This is a genomic window from Flavobacterium sp. ZT3R18 (genome assembly GCF_007097385.1).
In the GTDB taxonomy this organism is placed as follows: domain Bacteria; phylum Bacteroidota; class Bacteroidia; order Flavobacteriales; family Flavobacteriaceae; genus Flavobacterium.
This window is the reverse complement of record NZ_VJZS01000010.1, coordinates 1-26,999: the sequence shown is the minus strand read 5'-3', so window position 1 is coordinate 26,999 and position 26,999 is coordinate 1. Positions and strand designations below refer to the sequence as shown.

General features: G+C 33.6%; 22 protein-coding genes and 1 pseudogene. 16 read left to right on the top strand and 7 right to left on the bottom strand.

The window, feature by feature from the left end; genetic code table 11:
* Positions 1-8 precede the first annotated feature (8 nt).
* Together hutH and FNW52_RS11825 are read right to left on the bottom strand one after the other, a co-directional pair.
* Positions 9-1,523, bottom strand: a complete 1,515-nt coding sequence (gene hutH, locus FNW52_RS11830; protein WP_143377685.1) for a histidine ammonia-lyase — start codon at positions 1,521-1,523, stop codon at positions 9-11.
* A 210-nt stretch (positions 1,524-1,733) separates the two neighbouring features.
* The gene (locus FNW52_RS11825; protein WP_143377684.1) at positions 1,734-3,074 is read right to left on the bottom strand and encodes a hypothetical protein; all 1,341 of its coding nucleotides are present in this window, start codon (positions 3,072-3,074) and stop codon (positions 1,734-1,736) included.
* A 769-nt stretch (positions 3,075-3,843) separates the two neighbouring features.
* Between FNW52_RS11825 and thrA the strand changes: the two genes are divergently transcribed.
* From thrA to FNW52_RS11775, 10 genes and pseudogenes are all read left to right on the top strand, one after another.
* On the top strand, positions 3,844-6,291 hold the full coding sequence (gene thrA / locus FNW52_RS11820) for a bifunctional aspartate kinase/homoserine dehydrogenase I (RefSeq protein ID WP_143377683.1): 2,448 nt from the start codon (positions 3,844-3,846) through the stop codon (positions 6,289-6,291).
* An 80-nt stretch (positions 6,292-6,371) separates the two neighbouring features.
* Positions 6,372-7,292, top strand: a complete 921-nt coding sequence (locus tag FNW52_RS11815) for a homoserine kinase (protein WP_143377682.1) — start codon at positions 6,372-6,374, stop codon at positions 7,290-7,292.
* A gap of 94 nt (positions 7,293-7,386) precedes the next feature.
* Positions 7,387-8,682 carry a threonine synthase gene (thrC, locus tag FNW52_RS11810; protein ID WP_143377681.1) on the top strand — a complete coding sequence of 432 codons (1,296 nt, stop codon included), beginning with the start codon at positions 7,387-7,389 and terminating at the stop codon, positions 8,680-8,682.
* Between the two features lie 253 nt (positions 8,683-8,935).
* Positions 8,936-9,151, top strand: a complete 216-nt coding sequence (locus tag FNW52_RS11805; protein ID WP_143377680.1) for a hypothetical protein — start codon at positions 8,936-8,938, stop codon at positions 9,149-9,151.
* Positions 9,130-9,519 (top strand): type II toxin-antitoxin system VapC family toxin, encoded by a 390-nt coding sequence (locus FNW52_RS11800; RefSeq protein WP_143377679.1) that lies wholly within the window; start codon positions 9,130-9,132, stop codon positions 9,517-9,519. Before FNW52_RS11805 ends, FNW52_RS11800 begins: the two co-directional genes overlap by 22 nt.
* 1 nt (position 9,520) lies before the next feature.
* Positions 9,521-9,774 (top strand): annotated as a pseudogene (locus tag FNW52_RS11795) (hypothetical protein); the annotation flags it as partial.
* A gap of 315 nt (positions 9,775-10,089) precedes the next feature.
* A complete protein-coding gene (locus FNW52_RS11790; protein ID WP_143377678.1) occupies positions 10,090-11,115 on the top strand; it encodes a ComEC/Rec2 family competence protein in 1,026 nt (341 codons plus the stop codon).
* Between the two features lies 1 nt (position 11,116).
* Complete coding sequence (locus FNW52_RS11785; RefSeq protein ID WP_143377677.1) at positions 11,117-12,268, top strand: hypothetical protein; 1,152 nt, start codon at positions 11,117-11,119, stop codon at positions 12,266-12,268.
* A complete protein-coding gene (locus FNW52_RS11780) occupies positions 12,261-12,707 on the top strand; it encodes a hypothetical protein (RefSeq protein WP_143377676.1) in 447 nt (148 codons plus the stop codon). The genes FNW52_RS11785 and FNW52_RS11780 overlap by 8 nt, the downstream gene beginning before the upstream one ends.
* A 3-nt stretch (positions 12,708-12,710) precedes the next feature.
* Positions 12,711-14,798, top strand: coding sequence for an ATP-binding protein (locus tag FNW52_RS11775; RefSeq protein WP_143377675.1), 2,088 nt, complete (start codon positions 12,711-12,713; stop codon positions 14,796-14,798).
* A gap of 542 nt (positions 14,799-15,340) precedes the next feature.
* Here FNW52_RS11775 and FNW52_RS11770 read toward each other — a convergent pair.
* Positions 15,341-15,922: a TetR/AcrR family transcriptional regulator gene (locus FNW52_RS11770; RefSeq protein ID WP_143377674.1), complete on the bottom strand. Its 582-nt coding sequence runs from the start codon at positions 15,920-15,922 to the stop codon at positions 15,341-15,343.
* Positions 15,923-16,011: 89 nt separating this feature from the next.
* Complete coding sequence (locus tag FNW52_RS11765; RefSeq protein ID WP_143377673.1) at positions 16,012-16,770, bottom strand: SDR family oxidoreductase; 759 nt, start codon at positions 16,768-16,770, stop codon at positions 16,012-16,014.
* Positions 16,771-17,031: 261 nt separating this feature from the next.
* Here FNW52_RS11765 and FNW52_RS11760 point away from each other — a divergent pair, with 261 nt between their 5' ends.
* A complete protein-coding gene (locus FNW52_RS11760; protein ID WP_143377672.1) occupies positions 17,032-18,222 on the top strand; it encodes an NAD(P)-dependent oxidoreductase in 1,191 nt (396 codons plus the stop codon).
* 72 nt (positions 18,223-18,294) lie between these two features.
* Here the strand turns inward: FNW52_RS11760 and FNW52_RS11755 are convergent, their stop codons facing one another.
* On the bottom strand, positions 18,295-19,143 hold the full coding sequence (locus FNW52_RS11755; RefSeq protein ID WP_143377671.1) for an NAD(P)H-hydrate dehydratase: 849 nt from the start codon (positions 19,141-19,143) through the stop codon (positions 18,295-18,297).
* Between the two features lie 478 nt (positions 19,144-19,621).
* Between FNW52_RS11755 and FNW52_RS11750 the strand changes: the two genes are divergently transcribed.
* The 4 genes from FNW52_RS11750 (at position 19,622) to blaOXA (ending at position 23,196) form a co-directional block, all read left to right on the top strand.
* A complete protein-coding gene (locus tag FNW52_RS11750) occupies positions 19,622-20,203 on the top strand; it encodes a hypothetical protein (protein ID WP_143377670.1) in 582 nt (193 codons plus the stop codon).
* Positions 20,204-20,610: 407 nt separating this feature from the next.
* A complete protein-coding gene (locus FNW52_RS11745) occupies positions 20,611-21,234 on the top strand; it encodes a bifunctional 2-polyprenyl-6-hydroxyphenol methylase/3-demethylubiquinol 3-O-methyltransferase UbiG (protein ID WP_143377669.1) in 624 nt (207 codons plus the stop codon).
* A gap of 65 nt (positions 21,235-21,299) precedes the next feature.
* On the top strand, positions 21,300-22,349 hold the full coding sequence (locus FNW52_RS11740) for a serine hydrolase (protein WP_143377668.1): 1,050 nt from the start codon (positions 21,300-21,302) through the stop codon (positions 22,347-22,349).
* Between the two features lie 25 nt (positions 22,350-22,374).
* Positions 22,375-23,196, top strand: coding sequence for a class D beta-lactamase (blaOXA, locus tag FNW52_RS11735; RefSeq protein WP_143377667.1), 822 nt, complete (start codon positions 22,375-22,377; stop codon positions 23,194-23,196).
* Positions 23,197-23,296: 100 nt separating this feature from the next.
* On the opposite strand, the gene FNW52_RS11730 is transcribed toward blaOXA, so the two are convergent.
* Both FNW52_RS11730 and FNW52_RS11725 read right to left on the bottom strand, forming a co-directional pair.
* A complete protein-coding gene (locus FNW52_RS11730; RefSeq protein WP_143377666.1) occupies positions 23,297-23,818 on the bottom strand; it encodes a hypothetical protein in 522 nt (173 codons plus the stop codon).
* On the bottom strand, positions 23,815-24,282 hold the full coding sequence (locus FNW52_RS11725; RefSeq protein WP_143377665.1) for an N-acetyltransferase: 468 nt from the start codon (positions 24,280-24,282) through the stop codon (positions 23,815-23,817). Before FNW52_RS11725 ends, FNW52_RS11730 begins: the two co-directional genes overlap by 4 nt.
* Before the next feature lie 295 nt (positions 24,283-24,577).
* Here FNW52_RS11725 and FNW52_RS11720 point away from each other — a divergent pair, with 295 nt between their 5' ends.
* Positions 24,578-26,437 (top strand): U32 family peptidase, encoded by a 1,860-nt coding sequence (locus FNW52_RS11720; protein WP_143377664.1) that lies wholly within the window; start codon positions 24,578-24,580, stop codon positions 26,435-26,437.
* The last annotated feature ends 562 nt before the right edge of the window (positions 26,438-26,999 follow it).

Here is a 26,999-nt window from a genome sequence, read left to right as displayed (position 1 = left end):
AGTCAATGTTAAGCTATTGTTAACAAATCGTCTTCGATTTGAAAACTGTTTAGAAAAGAAACTGTTTTCTCAATGTCGTAATGTAAAATTCTATCTTCTTTAACCAAAGGAACTTCTTCTCTGTAAGATTTTAAAAACATTTCGATAAAATCACTTGACTGTAAAGGTCTTCTGTATTCGATAGCTTGTGAAGCATTCATCAATTCGATTGCCAAAATACGTTCCAGATTGTCCATCACACGCAAACATTTGGTAGCACCGTTGGCTCCCATGCTCACATGATCTTCCTGACCATTGCTTGAAACAATACTATCAATACTCGCAGGAGTAGCCAACTGTTTATTTTGACTTGCAATGCTTGCTGCAGTATATTGCGGAATCATAAATCCTGAATTCAATCCTGGATTATCAACCAAAAAAGCTGGAAGATTACGCAATCCTGAAATCAATTGATAGGTTCTGCGTTCGGATATACTTCCTAATTCTGCCAAAGCAATAGCCATAAAGTCTAATGCCAATGCCAAAGGTTGTCCATGAAAGTTCCCACCAGAAATAATCTGATCGCTTTCTACAAATATATTAGGATTATCGGTTACCGAGTTAATTTCGGTTTTGAATACTTTTTTTACGTAATCAAACGCATCTTTTGAGGCTCCGTGCACTTGTGGAATACAACGGAAAGAATATGGATCTTGAACATGCACTTTAGCTTGCTCAATAATTTCGCTGCCTTCCAGAAAATCTTTCACTCGTTTTGCAGTAGCAATTTGACCGTTATGAGGACGAATATAATGAATCAACTCATTAAAAGGTTCGATTCTACCGTCAAAACCTTCCAAAGAAATTGTTCCTATTAAATCGGCTAAATAAGAAAACTTATTCGCTTTCATCAAAATATGTGCACCATAAGCACTCATAAATTGGGTTCCGTTTAATAAAGCCAATCCTTCTTTTGATTTTAAAACGATAGGTTCCCAACCGAAATGTTTTAAAACTTCACTCGAATGTACTTTCTTGCCTTCAAACCAAACTTCTCCCTCTCCTAACAAAGGCAATGACAAATGCGCTAAAGGAGCTAAATCTCCAGATGCTCCTAGTGATCCTTGCGTATAGATTACAGGTAGAACATCATTATTATAAAAATCAACTAAACGTTCTACCGTTTGCAATTGAATTCCAGAGTGACCGTAACTCAAAGATTGAATTTTAAGTAACAACATTAATTTTACAATGTCGTTTGGTACTTCTTCCCCTGTACCACAAGAGTGTGATTTTACAAGGTTTTCTTGAAGTTTTGATAGGTTTTCATTTGAAATTTTTACATTACAAAGGGAACCAAAACCAGTATTGATACCATAAATAGGTTCTGAATGGGAAGCCATCTTGGCATCCAAGTATTCTCTACATTTTTGAATATTTGTTTTAGCTTCATCAGATAGTGAAATTGATTTATTATGGGATATGATCTCTTGCAATGCTTCAAAAGAAAGCAAATCTGTACTTATATAATGTGTATTCTCCATTTTGTTTGGTTTTAAGAGTTCAAAATTCTACAAATCAATATTAAAAAGCAATGTTTTTTGACGATTATTTAATATTTAAATCAAATAAACAGAACTATAAAACAAAAAATATAGACCAAAACAACAAAAGCAACCCGATTTGGATTGCTTTTGCCTTATTATGTAAACATTTAGAGCCACAATACGCAGCCCACAACATTACTTTTTTTATTAGTAAGTATAAGTAGTTGTACGAGATAGTTTTTCTGGTGCGTTACCTTCTTTACTAAAAGTTTTTTCTGTCAAGACATTTCCGTTTGCATCATAAGTAAACTCACTTCTCTCAGAATAAGTACTTGAAGAAGAGTCAGTAGAGATACTACTAATAATATTATTAACATTTGCTGCCGTTCCAAAAATATTAGATAAACCTAATACATATTTACTTGGATTATTTTTTGTATCAAAAACAAAAGTACTAGTTTCTGTAGAGTTATAATTAGTACTTGTATATGAGTTTACATCTTTAACTAAGTTTCCGTTTAAAAAAGTATAAACACTAGTATTCCCAGAAGGTGTTACTACTCCAGATACAGATGTAATATAGTCAGTACTAGACACTGTACCATCAGTATTATAAACATAAACAGACTTGGAAACATTCCCTTTACTATTTGTATAGGTACTAGAAGTCATTTTGTTTTTATCATTATATGTATATACAGTTGAATTCTTAACAACTCCTGCAACATCTAGAGATTCAGTTTTTGTTATTAAATTCCCTGTATAAGTATAAACTACTTTACGTTTAGACACAGTTGTATTCCCAGAATTAGAACTTGTCAAAGAAGCACTAGCCAATTTAGTAATATTTGCTGAATCATAAGTTGAAACTGACACGCTTTTATATATTGTTGTAGTTGTAACCCCATCAATTGTACTATAACTATAATCTTCAAAAGTTTCAGTTTTAGGAAGATCCAACACCACTTTTCCAGAAGCTAAACCTTTTGGACTCTCCAAACCAGATAAATTTACTGTAATAGTATACGTATAAGATCCTGTAGCTGTTAGAACATCAGTAAATTTAGCTTCCGTAAGTGGAGCCGTATTAATTTTTACTGGGTTATCATTTTTATAAACATTGTATGTAATACCTGTACCTGCAACTGCTGGCCAAGTTACTGCTACAGTAGGTCCATTCAGCACTGCTTGAGCAATAGGAGTCTTAGGTAGTGCGAACACAACTTTTTCAGAAGTTATCCCTTTTTCGCTTTCTATACCCGCTAAATTCACAGTAATGGTATAAGTGTATGAACCAACCGCTTTTAGAACATCTGTATATGTCGCCTCAGTAAGCGGTTCAGCATTAATTTTTACAGGATCATCATTTCTGTAAATATTATAAGTAATACCAGAACCCACAACTGCAGGCCAAGTTACTTTTACAGTAGCTCCATCTAACACGGCTTGAGTAGCAGTCGCTGGTGGTACTTTCACTGATTCGTCTTCACTACTACAAGACACAAGTGTAAAAAAAGAAACACATAAAAGGGTAATAATTTTTTTCATTTTTAATATTTTATAATTATTTCGGCAAAAATACTTAAAAAAAGAAGAGTACAGTCTGAAGTTACATGTTAAATTATACCAAGCACGAAAGAAATTGCTACAATTGAATAATTATAGCAATTCTATTTTCTTGCATCTCCAATTTCTAATACGAAACCCATACATTGAAATATAAATTATTAGCAAATTTTACTTCTATCGCAACATAAACAAAGGAAAACAACAGTAGTGCATCTCTTTGAGAAAGAGAATAAAAAAGAATAATCTCAATAATCAATAGAATAAATTGCGCAATATCGAATTTGAACCGCTATTGAATTTAATTATTGAAGTATTCGCAAAAAGAAACTCTAAAGCTTTGTTTTTTCATAAAAAACTGTACTTTTGAAAAATCAAAATGAAGAAATTTAACAGCACATATCATCCTTCGATAACAACTCAAAATTGGGTTTCGCTTGCTGTTACCACTACATCTATTACCTTTACTACAACTACCCCTTAGGGGTATACATTTTACATATAGACCAGTTTTTGTACTTTTTTCTTAAAGAAAGAAAGTCTTGGGTGCATAGAAAATAGTTGCATTTCAAAATAAAACAAAATCGCTTGATTTAGCAATGAAAAATTAGCGATCCTAATTTACATAATACAAATACAACCTTCACGTGAAATGAGCATAACTCAAATTTGGTCGTAAAAACCAATGATGCTATGTGAATTCCTCCCGATAGCTATCGGGAGACCAATAAAAAACAATAAATATTAGCATATGAAAATATTAAAATTTGGCGGAACTTCGGTAGCCAATGCAGAAAATATAAAATTAGTATTAGATATAGTTCTCCATAAAGCACAGGAAGAAAATCTTGTTGTAGTCGTTTCCGCTTTAAGCAAAGTAACCGATTTATTGCAATTGGCAGCTTCAAAAGCTGCTTCCAATGATGAAAGTTTCAAAGACATTGTTGCCGAAATTGAGAAAAAACACCTGGAAGCACTCAAGCAACTGATTCCGGTAAGCGAACAAAGTGGTTTGTTAAGTCATATCAAAAGAATCATCAATCACTTGGAAACATTACTTGACGGTTGTTTCCTCCTGGGAGAATTATCCCCAAGAACATCAGATACCATTCTAAGTTTTGGAGAATTATTGTCTTCTTATATCATTGCCGAGGCCTTAAAACAAAAATTAAAAAACAGCAGTTACAAAGACAGCCGTGAGTTGATAAAAACCAACAATCATTTTGGAAAAGCAGCCGTTAACTTTGAGGTTTCAAACCAACTGATTGTTGATTTTTTCGCATCGAATACTGCGCAAGTTGTTGTAATGCCTGGATTTATAGCTTCCTCTCTTGACGGAATCAACACTACTTTAGGTCGTGGCGGATCGGATTATACTGCCGCAATTATCGCTGGAGCTTTAAATGCAACCGATTTAGAAATATGGACTGATGTAAGTGGAATGTTTACTGCCAATCCAAAAATTGTAAAACAAGCACAACCAATTGCCACAATATCCTATCAAGAAGCAATGGAGCTGTCGCATTTTGGTGCCAAAGTATTGTATCCGCCAACAATTCAGCCTGTTTTAAGAAAAAACATTCCGATTTTTATCAAGAATACTTTCAAGCCTACAGCAGAGGGAACTTTGATTTCTAACAATCCTGCACCGCATGCTAACCCTGTAAAAGGAATTAGCCATATCGACAATATCACTTTAATTACTCTAGAAGGTTCCGGAATGATTGGAGTTGCAGGTTCGTCTAAGAGATTATTCGAGGTATTATCGAATGAGGGTATCAATGTGATTTTTATTACCCAAGCTTCATCGGAGCATTCTATTTGTATTGGAATTTTAAATTCGGATGCCGAAACTGCCGAGATTGCCATCAATAGAGCGTTTCAATTGGAGATTGCTCAAAACAAAATTGATCCTTGTATTGTAGAACAAAATCTATGCATTATTGCTTTGGTGGGTGAAAACATGAAAAACCATCAAGGTTTAAGCGGTAGAATGTTTAGCACTTTAGGAAAAAACAATGTCAACATTCGTGCGATTGCCCAAGGCGCTTCCGAAAGAAACATCTCGGTGGTTATCAATGAAAGAGACGTCAAAAAAGCGCTGAATACTTTACACGAAAACTTCTTTGAAGAAAACACCAAACAGTTAAACTTGTTTGTAATGGGGGTTGGAAATGTGGGTGTAAAATTCATCGAACAAATTCAGCAACAAAAGAAATTCCTAAAAGAAAATTTAAAAATAAACTTGAGAGTTATTGCCGTTTCGAATTCCCGAAAAATGTATTTTGACGAAGATGGAATTCCACTAAAAGAATGGCAATTACATTTGGAAAATGGTGAAGTGGCCAACAAGGAACAATTTATTGCTAACATAAAAGCACTCAATTTACGCAACAGTATTTTTGTGGATATCACTGCCAATGAAGAAGTATCAAAAACCTACGAGCAGTATTTAAAACAAAATGTTGCCGTAGTAACTTGTAATAAAATTGCCTGTTCATCTGCCTATGATAATTACAAAAATCTAAAAAGTCTATCGCGTCAATTCAATGCGCCTTTCCTTTTTGAAACTAATGTTGGAGCTGGATTACCAATCATTGATACGGTAAAAAACCTAATCGCTTCTGGTGATAAAGTTCATAAAATTCAAGCCGTTTTGTCAGGAAGTTTAAACTTTATCTTTAACAATTTTGATGAAAACAATACTTTTCATGAAGTAGTTAAAGAAGCTGGAATACAAGGATTTACAGAACCAGATCCAAAGATTGATTTAAGTGGAATTGACGTTGCCAGAAAGATCCTTATTTTGATTCGTGAGAGCGGATACAAAATGGAAATTGATGCCATCGGTAATGAATCTTTCATGCCTGCTGAGTGCCTTGCAACAACAACAAACGAAGCGTTCTTTGAATCGTTACAAAAACATGCAGCCCATTTTGAAGCCATTTACAAAGAAGCTTTAAACAGAGATTCCCGCTTGAAATATGTAGCTCAATTTGAAAATGGAAAAGCAAGTGTTGGTTTGCAATTCATTCCAAAAGACCATCCGTTTTACAATCTGGAAGGAAAAGATAATATCGTTTTATTCTATACTGATCGTTATGTAGATCAACCTTTATTGATAAAAGGTGCTGGTGCTGGTGCTGCGGTTACAGCCTCTGGAATTTTTGCAGATGTGATTAGAATAGGAAACATATAATTGTACAGACGCGATTTATCGCGTCTCTTTTTAGAACTGAGACGCGATAAATCGCGTCTGTACAATCAAAAATAAAAATAATGAAAGAAATAAAAATATTTTGCCCCGCCACTATCGCGAATCTTTCGTGCGGATTTGATGTACTCGGGCTTTGCTTAGCCACTGCGGGCGATGAAATGATCGTTCGGAAATCGGATGTGAAAGGAGTTCGAATTACCAAAATAGTCGGTGCAGATTTACCAATGGAAACCGAAAATAACGTTGCTGGCGTTGCTGCTTTGGCAATGTTAGAAGAAGTAGAAACCGAATTCGGGTTTGAGATCGAAATCTACAAACACATCAAGGCCGGAAGCGGTATCGGCAGTAGTGCGGCAAGTTCTGCAGGTGCTGTTTTTGGTATCAACGAATTATTGGGACGACCATTTACCCGAAAAGAGTTGGTCAAATTTGCTATGCAAGGCGAAAAATTAGCCAGTGGCAATGCCCATGCCGATAATGTTGCCCCTGCCCTTTTGGGAGGTTTTACCTTGGTAAGATGTTCGAATCCTTTGGATATCATTAAAATTGAAAGTCCATCCGAATTGTATGCCACGGTGGTACATCCTCAAATTGAGTTGAAAACATCGGATGCGCGTTCGGTATTGAAACAAACTGTATCCTTAAAAAGTGCCATTACCCAATGGGGAAATGTGGGCGGATTAGTAGCGGGATTGTACACTGAGGATTACGAATTGATCGGACGCTCTTTACACGATGAAATCATAGAACCTATTCGTAGCATGCTGATTCCTGGATTTGATTTAATCAAACAAACGGCTTATGAAAACGGAGCTCTTGGTTCAGGAATTTCGGGTTCTGGCCCTTCTATTTTTGCTTTAAGCAAAGGAAAGGAAAACGCCGATAAAATTGCCAAAGCGATGAGTGCCGTTTACGAAGAAATGAATTTGCCTTATGAAATTCACGTTTCCAAAGTGAATGACGAAGGGATGAAAATAATTTAAGAATTTTGATTAACGATTTTAGATTTTAGATGTAACTCATGTTGCGAAAAAAAATCAAAAATCAAAAATCGTTAATCCTCAATCAAAAATCACAATGAAATATTACAGTTTAAACCATAATGCACCCAACGTTTCTTTTCAAGAAGCGGTAATACAAGGATTAGCAACCGATAAAGGATTGTATTTTCCGGAAACCATTACACCATTAGCACCAAGCTTTTTTGATGCTATCGAAAGTTTATCGCATGAAGAAATTGCCTTCGAAGCGATCAAACAATTTGTTGGAGACGAAATCCCTGCCGAAACTTTAAAAGAAATTATTGCAGAAACATTGTGTTTTGATTTCCCTTTGGTAGAAGTAGAAAACGGAATCTATTCCCTTGAATTGTTTCACGGTCCAACCATGGCTTTCAAGGATGTAGGAGCGAGATTTATGTCCCGTTGTCTGGCTTATTTCAATAAAGACAACAAAAATAATAAAAATACAGTTCTTGTAGCCACTTCTGGGGATACGGGAGGTGCCGTTGCCAGTGGTTTCCTTGGCGTAAACGGTGTTGACGTCGTGATTCTTTATCCTTCGGGGAAAGTGAGTGATATTCAGGAAAAACAATTAACGACTTTGGGTCAGAATATAAAAGCCCTTGAAGTAGATGGCGTTTTTGATGATTGCCAAGACATGGTCAAAAAAGCGTTTTTGGATGAAAGTCTGAATCACATGCAGTTAACCTCTGCCAATTCGATTAATATAGCGCGTTGGTTGCCACAAATGTTTTACTTTTTCTTTGCTTACAAAGCATTGAAGAAACAAGGTAAACCTCTCGTATTCTCATGCCCAAGTGGGAACTTCGGGAATATTTGTGCCGGTATCATCGCCAAGAAAATGGGATTACCTATCGAACATTTTGTTGCCTCTACCAATGTAAATGATACAGTGCCGAGATTTTTGGAAAACGGAATTTACGATCCAAAACCATCTATCGCCACGATTTCTAACGCTATGGATGTTGGAAATCCAAGTAACTTTATTCGTATTCAAGAAATGTACCAAAATGATTTAGAGCAATTCAAAAAAGATTTTAGCTCTTATACGTTTACTGATGCAGAAACTTTGGTGGCTCTAAAATCCATTTATAACGAAAGAGGCTATATCGCAGAACCACACGGTGCAGTTGGGTATTTAGGATTAAAAAAAGAATTACAAAACATACCAAATGCCATTGGTGTTTTCTTAGAAACAGCACATCCTATCAAGTTCTTGGATGTGGTAGAACCAGCTTTGGAGGTTACTTTGCCTCTACCAAAACAAATAGAAAGCGTAATGAACAAAGAAAAAGTAAGTGTGAAAATTTCGAGTTATGAGGAATTGAAGGCTTTTTTGAATTCAAAGTAGTTTTTCCGAAAAAAAGGTTTTAAACCATATAAGTCATATAAGACCATTTAAGTTTTGCTAATCTTTAGTGAAACTTAAATGGTTTTTCTTTTAAAATAATCATTGCCAAATCTAAAGAACCGATTTATGACCATTTATTTCACTTAGAAATTGACTATATTTGTATATCCCTTATTCTCAAAGGATTTTCATGTTTTTTTTATTGTGAATTTGGAGTTAAAACAAAATACGAACAATCTTAAAAATACTGTATATGAAAACTGTATTAGTACAAATAAACAACGACAAAGCATATAAGCTCTTGGAAGATTTAGAAGACTTGAACATTCTAAAAGTTTTAAATAAAAACGTACAACCCAAACAGAAGCTCTCTGAAAAATATGCTGGTAAGTTGCCTTCTGACGTTGCCGATGAACTTCAAGATTATGTAACCCAAAGCCGTAACGAATGGAACAACCGCAGTATTTAATCGACACCAATGTTGTAATTGATTATCTCGGTCAAAAGATTCCTCTTTCTGGAATGAAATTTATGAATAACATTATAGATAACATTCCAAATGTATCTGTGATTACAAAAATTGAAGTACTAGGTTTTAATGCACCCGCAGAACATTATCAATTGCTTACTGATTTTATGAATGACGCAACGGTAATCGAATTAACCAATAAAGTGGTTGATGCAAGTATTGAAATTCGAAAGAACTATAAAACTAAATTACCCGATGCTGTTATCGCCGCAACCGCTTTAGTTTACGATTTGACTATCATTTCCCGTAATGTGTCCGATTTTAAAAACATACAAAACTTAAAAGTTATCAATCCACATAGTTTGTAACGCTGTTGGGTATTTGGGATTGAAAAAAGAATTGCAAAACATACCAAACGCTATTGGTGTTTTCTAGAAACCGCACATCCTATCAAGTTTTTGGATGTGGTAGAACCAGCTTTGGGAGTTACTTTACCGCTACCAACACAAATAGAAAGCGTGATGAACAAAGAAAAAGTAAGCGTGAAAATTTCTAGTTATGAGGAATTGAAAGCTTTTTTAGGACAACCCCTAACACTATCTACAAAAACACAAAACGACTGAGATTGACTTTTCAGTCGTTTTTTTATGAAAAAATACTAGATTTCTTTTTAATAATAAATTAGTTTTCTGTAAGTAAAAACACTACGTTTGATAGGAAATGAATAAGATGTATTTATAGTCCAAATCCAGTCAAATTATATATCCAACTTTATAGTATCAATACAAGAAAGTAAACATTTAAAAAATAAAAACATTACAGAGTAATCTTACTTAAATATTTTAAAATTTAATTACAACTGGTTAAAAGAGTTGAAAGGAAGATATTATTTTTTATTTAAAATTATTATTATTATTGGAAGAATTAAAATATTTCACATGAAATTATCCATTTTAGAAGCAGGAAAAGGAGATTGTTTTATCTTATCATGGGGAGAAAAAAATGATTTTCATATTGTTATAGACTCTGGTGTCTATGGAACTTATAGATTTATTAAAGAGAAATTAAGATCCATACCATCATTGGTTGGGATTATAGTAACACACGTTGATTACGATCATATTGGAGGTTTTTTTAAATTAATTCAAGATACCGAAGCACCAATAAAAATTAATTTTCCTGTTTTTATAAATACCCCTGAACTTATTTTATTTCCCGAAGACAATAATTTAGTTAATTACAATCATGGGGAAGAATTTAGTAAGATTCTTGAGGCTAATAATTTAGAAAAAAAAGGACTTTATATTGGAATGAACGATACAAATAAAATAAATATTGAAGGTTTAGAACTAACAATTATTTCCCCTTATAAAAAAGTCCTCGATGAATTATGCGTAAAATGGACTGCAAGCCTTATTCGAGATAATTATATTTCTGAATCAGCCAATTCTGACAAAGTAAGTACTGAAAATAAAGAATTAAAATCATCAGAAGAAATATTGAATGAGAAAGAAATTATTCATAAATGGGACGATGATCTTATAAATTCATCATCAATTGCTTTTATAGCTAATTATAATGGAAAAAAAATATTATTCCTTGCGGATGCAAACCCTGATTTAGTATGTGAAGAATTAGAAAAGATGGGACATACAGAAGCTTCTCCTTTAAAGGTTGAATCTGTAAAACTTGGACATCATGGAAGTAAATTTAATACCACGATAGATTTACTTAAAAGAATAAAAACTAACTCATTTATTATTTCAACTAATGGAACTGGGCCATATTATCATCCTAATCGCGAAACAATTGTCCGAATTGCTAAATATGGAAGAAAACTAAATGAAGCGATAAATATGGATATTTATACCAATTACGAGTTAAAGAAAGAAGATTTCATTACACCAGAAGAAGAAGTTTTATGGAAAATTAATATTACTTTTAAAAAAGAACTTGATATATAAAATGATGATATTTTCAGAAGAAATAAAAAAAACGACTGCATTGCTGAATCTTGATAGTAAATTTATCGGTTCGGGTGTTATTTTTTTAAATAAAGATAAATTATATTTTATAACTGCTGGTCATAATGTATATGGAAAAGAGTTTGATAAAACTTGGAAAAAGGAACAATTTAGTATTGTTATTAATGGAAGTATTCCTATTCCTATTAAAGAAATTTGTGGTGATGTTGAATTTGCAAAAAAAAATGACATTGTAATCTTAGAGCTAAAAAAAACACCATCGCATGATCTAAAACAATTTATTTCAATAAAGTTTGCAACAATCCCAAAAAATCCAGTTCACAATCTAATACTCCGAGGTAAATATAGCAACGTTAAAGATATAGTTAATAAAAGTAAAATTTATTATGACCAACTAAATGATCAAAACAACAATCAGTTTTTAGTAAATATACCTAAAGATCAATTAATTAACAGCTCATTTAGTTCAGGTTCAGAATGGTTGGGTGGGATGTCTGGATCAGGGCTGTTTTACGATAATTATTCAAAAATTATTTGCGCAGGAATTTTAATCGAAATTAAAGATAAAGGTGATAATGGCAAATTATTAATTGCAGGAATTTCATGTCTGAAAGAATTAGTTGACGACATTGATATAATAGATTCACATGATTTAGATTTAGATACGAAGTTTAGCTCTAGAATGTTATTGAAAATTATTGAAGATGTAGATGTTGAAGTAATTAGAGAATGGGAAGAAAAAGTTGAGAATAATCCTCAACTATATTTTATAAATAAAAAATTAGAGCAAATTTATCCTCCAAGTGAATTATTAAAAAATAAAATACGAGTGATTAAGACACTTATTTCTGGTATTAATTTTTTAGAGCTTGAGCTTAAAAACAACGAACAATTGTATAACAATTACTACTCTGCATATTCAGTTTACGATGTTAGCGAAGATAAAACTTCTTATGTAAACTCGAAGAAAGAAGCTAAGGAGTTCCTAGATAAAATGACTGATAAATATGAAAAATATTTAGAAGTACAATTGTCAGACAAAATTGACGTAAGCATAATAAAATTACTAACTAGTTACGGAATATCTAATTGGATTTCTAATTGTAGCCTTGATTTTTTGAAAGATGAATGAAAAAATAAAAATAACTTTCAACAAGAAAAAAATGCTAGATAGCATTGAAATAAATGAACAAGCAAATATTATAATATTATTGCTCATTTTGAAACATTCAATAATCGGTAATACTAAATCTGTCTCTTTAAGTAAATTAGCTTTTATTTATGATGCAATAAATAAGACTAAAACAATAAAAAAGAATAACGTATTACTGTCAAGTCCTTGGCATATCTCGAAAAACTTGCGAAAGCTCATTGTTATTGCTAACGAACAAAAATTAATAAAAATCAATGTGATTAGTTCTTCCGTAAAATTTTGTCTAAATGAAAAAGGTGAGACTATATTAACTACAATTGAAACTCAAGATTTGTTTGTTGATTTAGTTAATCAAATCAATGACATAACAACACAAGTAAAAGAATCTGATTTAGATAATCAACAATTAATTTGGTAGACAATGATAATTATTAATAAAATACAAGCTATAATTTTTGATAAAGAACAACACAAATATGGCTTTAGTTTTAAATTTGAAAAAGGCTTAAATATTATATCAGGTGAAAACTCGAGTGGTAAATCTACTACTCTTTCTTGCATATACTATTGCTTAGGAATGGAACAACTTCTTGGAAGTCTAAATGAAGAAGCTTTAGCTGATTGCTTAAAAGTTGAATTTAAATTTTCTAATAAAACATATCAAGTTTTTGAGTCATACGCCGAATTAGAAATTGAAAACAATTTGGGAGAAAAGGCACTAATTAAAAGGGTAATTAAATCAGCATATGGAGAAAAGACAAACAACATTGAAGTAAATATAAATGAAAAAGGTCCCGAAATAAAATTTATTCATTCAACTGGTGATTCGGACCAAGAGGAAGGTTTCTATAAATGGTTAGCAGATTTTGCATCAATTCAAATACCTGTATACTTGACTGAAGACAACAAGGAGAGAAAAATTTTATATCTACAACATATTTTTTCAAGTGCTTTTGTTGAACAAACTAAGGGCTGGTCAGATTTTTTTGCACAATTACCCTATTTTACAACCAAAAAACCAAAGCAAAAGATTGTAGAATATATTTTAGGATTAAAAGGCTTAGTTGAAGAATTTCATTTGGATGTACTAAAAGAAAAAGAAACCTACGAGAAAAGAAAATGGGTTGATTATGTTGACTCTTTTAAAATTGTTGCTTCTCATTATAATCTTGATGTCCCAAATTTATCAGATCAGTTTGATACTAAATTAAGTCCACCGAAAATTGATAGTTTACCTTTACAAACAAAAGATACTAAAAATAAAACCATCACGATTATTGATTCAATCAGCCAATTGAAAAAATCAATTGCTATTCTTGAAAGAAAGAATTTAATAGAGTTTATTATAGATAAAAACTCTGACTTAGTAATCAAACATTCTGCAATTAAAGAAAAGATTAATAATCTAAAAGAGCAATTTGTGAATATTGAATCCGAAAAGTTGAATGAAACAACCAAACAAGATAAATACTTGCAAATAATATCTCAGCTAAACAAAGAAATAAACACTTTAGAAAGTTTAAAAAAAATTAACAGTTTGGCTCTACTTAGTATAAAAGACGTTGATAATTGCCCCGTTTGCAATTCTTCATTATTATTAGAGAATTCAAACGAGTTGAAAAATTTAGACAAAATTGATAGTACCCACTCTATTATTTTTTATAAATCGGAAAAAGCTTTATATCAAAGCTATTTAGATAATTCAAAAAAGCTTTGTGAGCGATATAATAAAATTATATTGTATTATCGAGACCAAATAGAAGACAATCTAAAACTATTGAATGAGGTCGATAAAGAATTAGTCAGTGACTCAAGAATTCCCTCTAGGGCAAGTATTACTGAAGAAATATCCCTAAAATTTGAAGTTGAAAAATTATTAAAAATTGACAACTCATTTTTACTTCTTAAAGAGAATTTGAAAACAATATCAGAAACCTTAGCAGTTATAAGATTTGATAAAAAAGGGATTAATGATAATAAAGAAGCAGATGAAAAATTAATATCTGACTTGAAGACAAAATTCATTGAATTATTAAAAGATTTTGATTATCCAAAAGAAATTATAACTAAAATTCAAATAAAAAATGAGGACCCATCTAGGCTTCTTCCTGTAATTTACAACAATGCTGAGAGGATTGCTCAACCAATTAGGTTAAAGTCATCAGCAAGTGATTTTATACGAGTATTATGGGCTTTCTATTTATCATTATTAATAAAATCGCAAAAACATGTAGGAATACTTATTCTTGATGAACCAGGTCAACATGCAATGAAATTGAATAGCATGAAAGCATTAATCAAAGTAACAAAAGGCATTAAAGACAAGCAAGTTATATTAGCGATATCTAAAGATAAATCAAAAGATAAATTATCGACTCCACTAAATAAAGGAGATGAGGTATATGCTTTAAATGATATTCTTGCAGATTTTACGGAGGGTAAAGATTACCATATCAATGTCATTCAAGATAATGGTGAAGATGATAAATTGATTCAGTATTTAAAGTAAATATAAATAATACGAGGTAGCACATATTATAAAAACAATTACAAAATAAAAAAGTTTTAAACTAAATATTTTCGGTCAAATATCCCGATCGCTCAGATATACCCAGCTCCACGAAGTGGTCGTCGCTATGCGCTTAGCGATCCTGAAAGCTTTCGGGACCCGACTTCGCCACACATACTGAGCGCTCAAAACAAATCCACAATCAAAAACTACAAAATAACAGGTTGTTATTTTGTAGTTTTTTCAATATTTGGTTTTGAGCACACTTTTCCGAAGGAAAGAGCTAAAAACAGATTGAAAAAAACCTTTTTAAATCTAAAAAACCAGTATAAGGCATTCACGTTTTTATCCACTAAATTTCTCCATCAACGTGTAGCTCGCGTAAGGGATTGCGGCGATATCCTTTATTTTTTTTCTTTAAAAAAATAAAGATAAAGCCAAAAGCCCGACCCCAAAGCAGCAGAGAGCTGAATCAAAAACGAGATTTTCTGCTTTGGGGTTACGCCCAGATTGTTATTAAAAAATGGTTGTGGGTTTTAAATTTAGTCCAAGATTGATAAACTTACTTCAATAATATCCTTCAATATCTTAGGGTCATTATTAAATTTAATCGATATGCGAAGACCAAAAAAAGTATTTATAAAATATCTAGTCAAGGCTATTGGATCATGCCTTGAAGAAAACTGCCCTTTTTCCTGACCTCTTTTTATGGCCGTTTGAAGCGCTTTTTCAATGTCTGCTCTATTACCATTGACGATATTGGCAATCTCTGGATCGGTTCCGGACAATTCAACTGCGGTATTGACCATAAAACATCCTTTCGGATTGATAGCGGTACGATCCTGTTCAACAATCATTTGCAAAATCTCGGCAATCGTAGCTTTTACATCCTCGGTTTGTTCAATCATTTCAATCAATTTACCACCTAGTTCTTGTTTGTAGCGCTTTAACGCCTTCACAAATAGTGCATGTTTGTCTCCATAGGTATCATATAAACTCGATCTGCTAAGACCCAAAGTATCTACAAGATCATTGGCCGAGGTGCAATTGTAGCCTTTAGACCAAAAAAGTTCTACCGCCTTGTCTAATACTTGTGTTTCATCGAATGCTTTGTTGCGTGCCATGGGATTGATTAAAAAAAAATTGTCACCGCAAAGATACGGTGACAAAATTAATAAAGGAACGATTGTTCCGAATAAAAATCAAAAAAAAATTAATTCAATACTGAATTAACGCCTAAACCACCATCGATTGGGTAATCTGAACCCGTTGTGTAAGCGGCATCATCACTGGATAAGAACGCAACAATTTTGGCTACTTGTTCTACTGTTCCAAAACGTTTCAATGGTATCGCATTTTGCATAGCCTGTGCCAGTCCGTTTACGCTTTCTTCATCTAATCCCAATTTACCAAAAATAGGCGTGTTTATAGGCCCTGGACTTACTGAATTTACTCTAATTTGGCGATTAGCTAATTCTATAGAAGCTGCTCTTACCAAAGAATTCAAAGCGGCTTTACTAGCTGCATATACTGAACTGTTTGCCATTCCAGTTGTAGCATTAAGTGAAGACAAGAAGGTAACAGAAGCACCTTCCTTTAAGATTGGAATGAATTTTTGGAGTGTAAAGAAAGCCCCTTTAAAATTGATGTTTAAAATAGAATCAAAATGTTCTTCGGTAACATTTTCAATAGGATGAAAAGCGGCAATTCCTGCATTTACGAACAGAATATCAATTGACCCAAACTCTTTTTTAATTTGAGCAACTAATGTATCAATGGCTTTTAGATTACTTTGATCCGATACAATACCGATTGCATTCAGCTCGGATGCCGCAGTGGTAAGTGTTTCTTTATTTCTACCTGTGATGACCACTTTTGCTCCTTGTGCAACTAATTCTTTGGCTGTTGCATAACCGATACCGCTGTTACCACCAGTAACAACAGCAATTTTTCCTTCTAATTGTTTTGACATTTTATTTGTTTTAAAGATTTAAATGCAAATATAATTATATTTTGGAACAATCGTTCCGTAATTAAAATAAAAAAAAGAAAATTTGATACTCAAGGATGAACGACAAAGTTTCCCGCTTTGGAATTGACTTAGATTACACAACATATTTTGAATAGAATTTGAGAGCAATATGAGCGGGACATGCTGCACTCTGGAACAACAATAGCCAATAAAAAAACGGATAACCCGGTTAATCGGTAAAACAAAGCCTATTTTTGCAGTGTGAAGAAATCAGTTTCAATTATAGGAGGAGGACCTGCAGCACTTTTACTCGCAGTATTTTTGGATGTCCAGAAATTTAAGGTTACCATCTACGAGAAAAACAAAGCCTTGGGAAGGAAATTTATGGTGGCTGGAAAAGGAGGATTTAACCTGACCCATTCGGAACCCATCGCCGAACTCATCGCGCGGTACACTCCATCCCATTTATTGCAAGAGGCACTACTTAATTTTGACAACCAAGATTTTCGAAACTGGATTGATACCATCGGGATTCCAACCTACATCGGTAGTAGCAAGCGCGTATATCCGGAAAGCGGAATTAAACCCATTGCGGTGCTGAACGCAATCCTCGCTGTTCTCGATAAACAGGAAACCGACATACAATATAAACACACCTGGACGGGTTGGAATAGCAACCATGATCTTATTTTCAATACTGACGTGGAAGTTAAATCTGACTATACCATTTTTGCCTTGGGAGGAAGCAGCTGGAAGGTAACCGGCTCTGATGGCACATGGCTTGATTTATTCAAAACAGAAGGAATCGACACCACTCCGTTTCTGGCTTCTAATTGTGCCTACCGTATTCACTGGCCAGAAGATTTCATCAAGGAACATGAAGGCAGTCCGCTAAAAAACATAGCGATTAGTTGTTTGAATAAAAGACAAAAAGGCGAAGCGGTAATCACGCGTTTCGGTTTGGAAGGCAATGCTATTTATGCGCTTAGTCCACAAATCAGGGAGGAGCTTGAAAGCCACCAAAAAGCCACTATTTTCCTAGACCTGAAGCCTACATTAAGTTTTGAAGATTTGCTTCAAAAGATTAAAGAATCAACCTTAAAGAAAACGAGCGAAAAATTAGGAAAAGAGCTTAAACTGAGTGCAGCGCAAATTGGGCTTTTGAAAAAATATCTTTCAAAAGAAACCTACCTAAATCCGGAACTGTTGGCACAAAACATAAAAAAACTCAGAATAGAAATCACTGGTTCTGCCCCTTTAAACGATGCCATATCCACAACAGGAGGTATTCAATTGAATGCCGTGGATAAAAACTTCCAATTAAAAAAGCTGAAAAATCAATATTGTATAGGAGAAATGCTGGACTGGGATGCTCCCACGGGCGGCTATCTTCTTCAAGCTTGCTTTAGCATGGGCGTGCATCTTGCGCGTCACCTAAATAGTATTCCTTGATTTTAAACCTTTCTAAACTCCTAAACTTTCTAAACTCCTAAACTTTCTAAACCCTTAACCTTTTCAAACCCCTCAACCTCCCAAACTCAAATACGCCTTCCCAATATTTTCAATAATAGATGAAGCGATAAAAGACTGATAACCTGTTTCGGGCAGAGCGATATCGGCGGTCAATCCGTGGAGATACACCCCCAATATTGCCGCATCAATAGGTTTATAGGATTGCGCCAGAAGGCTCGTAATCATTCCCGTCAGGACATCCCCACTTCCGGCAGTAGCCAACGCCGCATTTCCTGTAGTATTTACATAAATAGTGTCTCCATCAATAATATAAGTTGGAGCCCCTTTCATCACAATAACGACCTGATTGACTAGCGAAAAAATAACCGATTTACTAAACATCTCTTCTTCCGTCTGCCATTTCCCTATTAATCGTTCCAGTTCTTTGGGATGCGGAGTCAAAACAGTTCTGGGAGAAATCAACGCCACCCAAGACGGATTATGGGACAAAATATTCAACGCATCGGCATCGATAACCAGCGGAAGACTAGTATTCGACAAAAAATCATGAAGTGCCTTTTGGGTTGCCATTTTCTGTCCCATTCCTGGGCCAATTCCTATCGCATTGGGCTCCAAATGAAAAGTAATCTCCGAAAGGTATTTATCATGATCATCCGTTACCACCATCACTTCTGGAATGGAGATTTGCATAATTTCGTATCCACATTGCGGCACAAAAGCAGTTACCAATCCACAGCCTGTTTTCAGCGCCGCTTTACTAGCCAAGCACATCGCCCCTATCTTGCCATAGCTCCCGCCTATCAGCAATGCATGTCCCTGCATGCCTTTGTGTGTATGCTGGTCAATAGGTTTGTATCGTTTCAGGATTTCATTTCGATCAATCGCTATAGGTCTATTCATGAGCGTGTATTTTCGACTAAAAGTACGAAAGCAAAAGCAAATTCCAAAAGATAAAACCCCAAAAGATAAAACTCCAAATTCCAAAATTCTTCTTTTGGGCGTAACCCCATTAGAGAAAGTGGCTTACTTTTAGCAGCGAGTATTCAGCCCCTTTCTCTAATGCTGTCAGGCTATCCGTGCTACTTCGGTAGCTTACTCCTATCCTTTACGCACTCACAACGCCTTTAGAATCAAAGCCAAACCAATCAAACACCCTCAACACCATAACAGCGCATACAATCCTAGAAAAACTAATTCAAACCAAAAAAGCTGCATAAATGAAAAATGCATAGGCACGATTGTAAATCTCCTAATCAGCAATGAATTTTTCAATGTTAAGTAAATGTTTCGTTGATTAATATTAACTTATCGTTAGGTTAACATTACGAATCGGGAATTAAAATATTTTTGTGACAAATTAATAAAACAAATATTTTAAATGAAAAATCTGTTTCCATTCGTAGCTGCACTGCTTTTTGCTTTCAACGCAAATAGCCAAACCAAGGACTACGCAACTCTTAAAGTAAAAATCACCAACCTTGAAGTCGATTCTTTAGTGATCATATCGTACAAAAAACCTAATTTCAAAAAAGTAATTAAAGTAAACAAGGACGGCATACTTAAAGATACCTTGAATATAAAAGCGGATAAATATTATGTAAGTAATTGTTCCAGTTTATTTCCGAATGGAATATACCTAAGCAATGGTTATGACTTAAAGATTACTGTTGATGCCAAAGATCCTGGAAAAACTTTAGCGTTTACTGGAAAAGGTGGTATCGAGAACGAATTTGCTACTAATTTTGCCAAAAACGAAGAGAATTTTGATTACGAATCGCTATTGCAATTAGACGAAATCCAATTCAACAAAGAAATTGATCAAATACGATTGAATTTATTTGCTACTCTGGATAAGAAAAAATATGCCTCTGATTTTGTTGTGTATCAAATAGCCTATTTGGATTATTTTATCGAAATGAAAACCCAAACCTACAAGGCAATCGTAGAGGGAAGAAAATAAGTTTTTCTAATCTCTCTTTTCGTAAATACTCGTACAAAACGTAAAAGCGATAAAAGTCAATTCGATTTTTATCGCTTTTGCTGTTTTATATAGAAATCCTTTTTCCGTAAAACAGTAGCTGAGTTTACAAAAAAAAATGACTACTCCCTTCTTAAAGAAAGGATCTCCACAAGTAGCCCGACAATCAATAAAAGTAAAGTCTTACTATTTGATTACATACCCCGAGTAAGAAATACAAATCTTCAAGTGAAAAAAATAAAAATAAATCGAATTAATAAAAGACTTCAAGTGAAAAATCAGGAGACTTTTATTACTTTTATCTTTTTCAATAACATTCAAAAAATGCAAAAGGCATACTACTATCTGGAGCGGCAATAATTTAACAAAGACAATTAATATAACAAAGTATGAAGGACACTTGGACTGAAAGGTGGAATGATAGATATAGCAATGAAGAGTTTGCTTATGGCGAACAACCTAATAACTATTTAAAAGAGCAATTAGAAAAATTAACTGTTGGGACAATCCTTTTCCCTGCGGAAGGTGAAGGTCGCAATGCCATTTTTGCTGCAAAACTAGGATGGACAGTTTCAGCGTTTGACATAAGCATTGAAGGAAAAAACAAAGCATTTCAACTTGCTGAGACTAATCATGTAACAATTGATTATCAAGTTGGCGAATTGCATACATTGGATTATAGAACCGAACAATTTGATGCAATTGCACTAATTTATGCACACTTTCCAGCAGACATAAAATTTCATTACCACAAGACCCTTGACAAATACTTGCAAAAAAACGGGATAGTAATCTTTGAAGCATTTAGTAAAAAACACATCGATTATATTTCTAAAAACGAAAAAGTAGGCGGACCAAAAGATACAGAATCGTTATTCTCAATTGATGAAATAAAGTCGGACTTTTCGAATTATGAAATTATAGAATTAACAGAAAAAGAAATTGAATTGAACGAAGGTCTGTTTCATAACGGAAAAGGTTCTGTAATACGATTTGTAGGGAGAAAAAAATAAACCAGGGAATTCACAATTTCACGACAATCCTTTGTGAACAAACAGAAATAAATTAACCATTACAAATGAATCACTATTTCAAAATTACTTACTACATTACTTTTTTATTCTTATTGACAAGTTGCCACTCTTTTAGTCAAAAAAAAGAGGATGACTATACCGCGAAAATTGACAGTTTAATCAAAACAACTAATGTTAGACAATTCAACGGAACAATTCTGATTGCACAAAACGGAAAATCAAAATACTCAAAAGCATACGGATATTCCAATTTTGAGAATAAGTTGACGTTGAAAATCGATGACCAATTTGAGATCATGTCAAACAGCAAACAAGTAACTGCTGTCTTGATTCTAAAAGAAGTGGAGAAAGGGAAAATTGATTTACAGTCACCTATAAAAAAATACTTACCCAACTTAACCCAAACTTGGGCAGATACCGTTACAGTACATCAATTGTTGAATTTCACTGCGGGAATTCCAGAGGATTTGGATAAAACATTACTTTTCAAACCAGGTACCGATTTCAAATACGGAAACACTGCATTTACATTACTGGGAAAGATAGTTGAATTTTCTACTAAAAGAGCGTATTCTGAAGTAGCAAATGAATTGTTTAAAGAACTCAAAATGAAAAATACATTTTGTTTTGAAAAAGACAATAATCAAAATCTTGTATCAGGATATTTAAACAGCAACAATACGTTTAAAGTGCTTGAAAACAAGTTAATCAATTCCGAAAATTTATCTGCTGATGGTATAATTTCTACTGTAAACGATTTGACTATTTGGGACAATAACCTACACAAAGGGAAAATTCTAAAACCGGAAAGCTATAAACTGATGACCCGTTATTCCATTACGGCACAACATGATGTCTTTGGCAAAGAAAAAGTGGGTTATGGATATGGAATCAGAATTATTGATAACGAACCTATAAAATACCTTGGTCATACTGGAATGGGAAATGGTTTCCTTTCTACAAACTTATACTTTACCGGTAAAGATGTTACCATCGTAGTATTGGAAAACCAAATGAATGAAAAGATGGAATTGGGTTACTATTTTGAAATAGAAATCAAAAAAATAGTAATGAATAGTGAGCTTATGCAATAAATAAGCAAAGAAACCATAATTAAAAATGAGAAAAACAATAATCCTTTTTAGTCTGACATTATTTTCAAATCTAAATGTGCAAGGCCAGATAAAAAACAAAAAAACGTGCGAAACCTTAAAACCCGAATTTGGAACTATTTTAGATAGCCTGAAAGTTAAAGGAGCGATTTTAATTTACGATCTAAAAGACAAAACCTATTATTCGAATGATTTTGCTTGGGCAAAAATGGGAATCATTCCAGCATCCACTTTTAAAATTCCAAATTCAATTATCGCCTTAGAAACGGGAGTAATCCGAAACGATTCGGTCATTTTTAAATGGAACGGAGAAAAACGAAAGTTCAAAAAGTGGGAACAGGATCTGACTTTCAAAAAAGCGTTCCAAGTTTCCTGTGTTCCTTGTTATCAAGAAGTGGCGCGAAAAATTGGAGTTAAACGAATGAAAAACTATATAAAGAAATTGAATTATCCCGGAATGGTTTTCGATACTTTAACGATTGATAATTTTTGGTTACAAGGAAAATCAAAAATTTCTCAAATGCAACAAATTGACTTTCTCGAAAGATTGTATTTCTCCAAATTACCCATTTCTAAACGAACCGAAAACATTATGAAAGACATTATGTTAATCGAGAAAATCGAAAGCTATACTTTAAGCGGGAAAACGGGTTGGGGAATGCGAAATGAAATGGATAATGGTTGGTTAGTGGGCTATTTGGAAACGAAGAATTCGGTTTACTTTTTTGCGACAAATGTAGCGATGAAAAATGCTACGATGGATCAATTCCCTGCGATTCGAATGAATGCAACCAAAGAAGCGTTTAGGAAATTGAAGTTGATTGAATAAAAAACTACTACTAAACAGTAAAATATAAAGCCCCTAATTTAAAATATTCGGGGCTTTTATAGACATAAACAATAATCGGAAATGTAATTTTAAAAAAACTCTAAATAAAAACCAAACGATTTTTAACATGTTTATCTTCCTTTTCTCTTAGTACTTTATCCGTCTGTAACTCATGTTCTTTTTCTTTTTCGAGAACTTTATACCAACTAATTGCAGGAATAGCATTGTTGGAATGCAATTCTAAACGAACAAAAGTTTTTCTATTCGGTGTCCTGCCTTTGTTTAAAATAGAACTTAATTCTGTTTCTGCTAGTTGAATATCTTTAGCAAAATCCTTATTGATTTTATAACTCAATCGGATATATTTTCTCAAAAAAAATGCAAAGGAAAAATCTTTATTATAACTGTTTGATCTAATATAATCCTCCATTTGAAAACGCAACTGCAATACCTTCGCATATACTATTTGATTGTCATTTAGTTGGTTTTTAGTCTTTTTACGTGCCAAAATTAACTCGTCAGAAGCTTCAACTTTTTCTTCTTCAGAAAGTTCATTTCTAAAAACAAATGCTTCAGCTTGTTCTTCTTTAGTATACTTTTTATCTAAATTATCCATTTTCATATTTCATTCCTTTTTAATAATTTGTACAATGCAATTCCTTCTAAAAAAACCTGTTTACCCGCATCAATCATACCATATTTTTTAATGTAATGAATCTTTAATTCGGTTTTTGGAATCAAAGACACACAAGCATTCTCTGCGTATAACCTTACTGCTTCCCGACAAGCAAAAACTATTAAATTCTCTGTTATTCCATCATATATTTTTTTAGCTCCTCGGTTTTCTTTAGATACAGCCAGTAAATTTATTTGTATTCGATCTTCACTTTCAAAATTTTCAAGCGAGATTAAACCTAAAATTTCTTCACTATCATTTAATCTCAATTTATAGACCCAGTTCCCTTTCTCTGTTTTCCAATCAAAAAAATATTTTGTCTTCGTTATTATTTTATAATCTTCAGCAGTAACTAGCTCAATGAGAATATCTTTTTTTAATAAAGTTTGTGAATGAGTAATTTTCTGCATAGTGCAAGTTACATCAAAATTCACAAAAAAAGCAAATAATTTACATAATTTGTAAATTATTTACAAACTAAAAACTAACTGAGTACCTATAAGTAAATTCAATACGTTTAAGTCAATCCAATCACAATGACATTGTCTCTTTTTCCTTTGTCATAAAATCCATCTTTTTCACATTCAACTCAAAAAAAATCTTTCTGGGTTTTGAAATATCAGATTATTTATAAGAACTTTGCGTGCTTTTTGTGAAAAACACAATTAAACCTCCTTTTAGAAATTATAAAATGATCCTCTACAGATGAAGAAGAAAGTAGAAATATTAGCGCCCGCAAAAGATTTAATTCACGGTATAGCAGCCATTAACAGTGGTGCCGATGCCGTTTATGTTGGTGCTCCCCAATTTGGTGCACGCTCCAATGCCACCAACTCTATTGAGGATGTTGCTGCCTTGGTACAATACGCCCATTTATACAATGTTCCAGTTTTTGTGGTTCTCAATACCATTCTTTACGACAATGAATTGGAAACCTGCCGTCAGCTGATTTGGAAATTATATGACATAGGTGTGGATGCGCTGATCATTCAAGATATGGCTATTATGGAAATGGACTTACCTCCTATCATTTTACACGCCAGTACACAAGCCAACAACAGAGATGCCGACAAAATGAAGTTTTTGGCTGATGCCGGAATCAAACGTGTGGTATTGGCTCGTGAATTGAACTTACACCAAATCAAAGAAATCAGTACCGCAACCGATGTGGAACTGGAATTCTTTGTAACCGGTGCGTTATGCGTTTCTTTCAGCGGAAATTGTTATATGAGTGTTGCCAATGGAGAGCGTTCTGCCAATCGTGGTTCTTGTGCCCAAAACTGCCGTTTACCATACAACCTGATTGATGGTCATGGCGAAACATTGATCAAAAACAGTCACTTACTTTCTATCAAAGATTTTGATGTTTCAAACCAAATTCCAAATTTAGTGGAAGCAGGTGTTTGTTCCTTCAAAATCGAAGGTCGTTTGAAAGATATAGTCTATGTAAAAAACAATGTTTCATTCCTTAGACAAAAATTGGATGCCTTTCTAGCAGAAAATGACAACTATACCAAAGCTTCCTCTGGGAAATGTACCTATACTTTCGATTCGGCTTTGAATCGTACGTTTAACCGTGGGTATACCGATTATTTTGTAAATGAACGTCACAACACTATTGGTTCTTGGGAAAGTCCAAAATCAAAAGGCCAATACATTGGTAAATTAATCCGAACCGTTGGAAACGCATACGAAATCGAAAACGGACATGTATTAAACAATGGTGACGGTCTGTGCTATATCAATGAGAATAACGAAGCCGATGGTATTTACGTCAATAAAGTAGAGAATGGTTTAGCCTATCCAAATGTACTGAAAGAACTTGCAGCGGGTACTTTTATATACCGTAACAATGACGCTGCTTTTATCAAAATCGTAGAACGTGAAGATAGCGCTGTTCGAAAAATAAGCACTTCTTTATTATTGTTTGAAAACGAAACTGGTTTTGAATTGCTTGCTACTGATGAAGATGGTAATGTGAGTACCGTTCATTTGGTTCACCCAAAAGAACAAACCAAAAACAATCAATCTATCGAGGAGAACATCAAAGTTCAATTAGGCAAAACAGGTTTCACTCCTTACCTAGCCGATGAAATAACGGTTCAGTTTTCGGATAATTGGTTTTTACCTATTTCTAAAATCAATGAAATGCGCAGAACCATTTACGATCAACTATCCGAAACTCGTTTGAAAAATTACAAACGTGAAGAACGTAAAATTGAAAAAACAAGCCATCCCTATCCTGTTGAAAAATTGGATTTCATGTACAATGTTTCCAATAAATTGGCCCGTAAGTTTTATGAGCGACATGGTGTGACTGAAATTGAGAAAGCATTTGAATTGCAATGGGATCCAGGGAAATCACGAGTAATGACCACCAAATATTGCATCAAATACGAGTTGGCCAAATGTCCAAAATACCATAAAGACAGCATGGAAACCAAACTGAAAGAACCTTTGGTATTGAAACAGGGAGAATTGGAATACAAACTAAAATTCAATTGCAAACCCTGCGAAATGGAAATCTGGGAAAAAGACGCCGAATTTGAAATTGAAGAGGATTAAAATAATTCAAACACGAATTTGCTTCGCCAGTTCGCTATCGCTCAATGTCATTAAGTTAAGGAAAAAGTACTGATTTTACTAGGGTTGTCGAGCTACTTGCGGAGATTCCTCCTTCGTCGGAATGACAAACTTGCGTAATATTGCATATATAGACTATTCTGTTTTGTCATTCCGACAAAGGAGGAATCACATAATATGAGAACGCTAGTAGCTCTTAAGTACTGAAAACACTCATAAAAAAGCTTAACTTAATGATATTGCGCTATCGCTCGGGTCACGAATTCACACGAATAAAAAATCTTTTTTATAATCAAAAACCACAAAGTGAAGTACTCTTTATTTTGCGGTTTTTTTATTATTTACGGATTGTAGGATTGGGAAAACTGGACAAACGCATGAGCGAATACAATTATACGTTTTAACACATATTTTTAAAATTAAAAAAAGTCAGCCGCGAATTCCACTAATTAGCACGAATTAATTCTACTGCTTATCCCCTTTACACATGTAGCTCTGTTTTTTCTTTGGTTAGCTCATTAATTGGGGTAGGATTCGTTGAAAC